Origin of the sequence: Streptococcus sp. UMB0029 (assembly GCF_002871495.1) — a bacterium.
GTDB lineage: Bacteria > Bacillota > Bacilli > Lactobacillales > Streptococcaceae > Streptococcus.
On record NZ_PNGD01000028.1, the window covers coordinates 1 to 1,531 of the forward strand.

Annotated in this window: 1 protein-coding gene; it reads left to right on the forward strand. The window is 40.4% G+C overall.

Annotated elements, in window-relative coordinates; translation table 11 throughout:
* Window positions 1-112: 112 nt before the first annotated feature.
* Window positions 113-1,279 carry an IS30 family transposase gene (locus tag CJ239_RS11425; RefSeq protein ID WP_102211635.1) on the forward strand — a complete coding sequence of 389 codons (1,167 nt, stop codon included), beginning with the start codon at window positions 113-115 and terminating at the stop codon, window positions 1,277-1,279.
* Window positions 1,280-1,531 lie beyond the last annotated feature (252 nt).

The following is a 1,531-nucleotide window of genomic DNA, read 5'->3' on the forward strand; positions in this document are numbered from 1 at the left end:
GCTAACTTCTCAAAGTAACTTCCACTTGCCTGACCAAAGTGGAAATTAGTCTAAAACGGATTTTTATGGTGGAATTAAGTGTGAGACGTTTGAGTTAGAAATGAGGTCTACTATGACAAAACATAAACACCTTACCCTTTCAGACCGTAATGATATCCAATTAGGCTTAGAGCGCGGTGAAACCTTCAAAGCTATTGGACAGTCCATTCTAAAAGACCCAACTACTGTCTCCAAAGAAGTCAAACGAAACAGACAAGTCCGAGAGTCTACGTGTGATAACCTTCCCTGCCCTTTACTCGATAAGGCTCCCTTTGTCTGTAATGGATGCCCTAAAAGAAGACAAAATTGTGGCTATAAGAAGATTTTATACCTCGCTAAACAAGCTCAAAAACAGTACGAACAAACTCTTGTTGAAGCTCGTGAAGGAACTCCCCTCAATTCCAAGACCTTCTGGGACATGGACAAAGTCATTTCTGATGGTGTTAAAAAGGGACAACACATCTATCATATCCTCAAAACTCATAACCTTGATGTCAGCTCCTCAACTGTCTATCGACACATACGAAAAGGATACCTATCTATCGCTCCTATTGATCTAGCCAGAGCCGTTAAATTCAAAGAAAGACGGAAAAGTAAGCTACCTTCCATCCCTAAAGAAGCTAAAAAAGGCCGTTCCTATGAGGATTTCCAAAACTATTTATCCCTTAATCAACTAGACTCTTGGCTAGAAATGGATACAGTTATGGGGAGGATGGGAGGTAAAGTCCTACTCACCTTCAATCTCTCTTTCTGTAACTTTATCTTCGCTAGACTTCTGGGTAATAAAACTGCCCTTGAGGTTACAAAACACCTCTATGATATTAAGAGCACTCTTCACGAAGCTGACAAAGATTTCTTCCAACTTTTTCCTGTCATCCTGACAGATAATGGTGGAGAGTTTGCCAGAGTTGATGATATCGAAATGGATGTGCGAGGAGAGAGTAAACTCTTCTTTTGTGACCCTAATCGCTCTGACCAGAAAGGGAGAATTGAGAAAAATCACACACTGATTCGCGACATTCTACCTAAGGGAACTTCTTTTGACAACTTAACTCAGGAGGACATCAATCTCGTTTGTTCGCATGTCAACAGCGTCAAACGGGCTGCTTTGAATGGAAAGTCAGCCTATGAACTCTTTGCCTTTACTTATGGAGAAGAGATTCCTAAGCTTCTCGGCATTTCTAAAATACCTGCAGAAGACGTCTGTCAGTCTTCAAAATTACTCCAACATAAAATCTAAAAACTAATCTTCAACCCCATTCAAACGTCTCACACTAACTTCCACCATAGCGGAACTTAATCTGAAACGCTTTCAGATGAGGGGATTTTGTGCGCTCTTTTTTTCGATTCTTTTTGGTTACAAAAGCTATCAAATCAAGCATGATTAAAACCAGTGGAACTTACCCTGACACGGAATTCCACTGGTTTTTAGGATTTTTATCAGACTAACTTCCACTTCTACTAACAGCGGAACTTCGTTTGGGAATTTAGC

Bases quoted from the DNA above. Each gene is read 5' to 3' on its own strand.
- CJ239_RS11425 (WP_102211635.1), top strand. From the start codon at position 113: ATGACAAAACATAAACACCTTACCCTTTCAGACCGTAATGATATCCAA.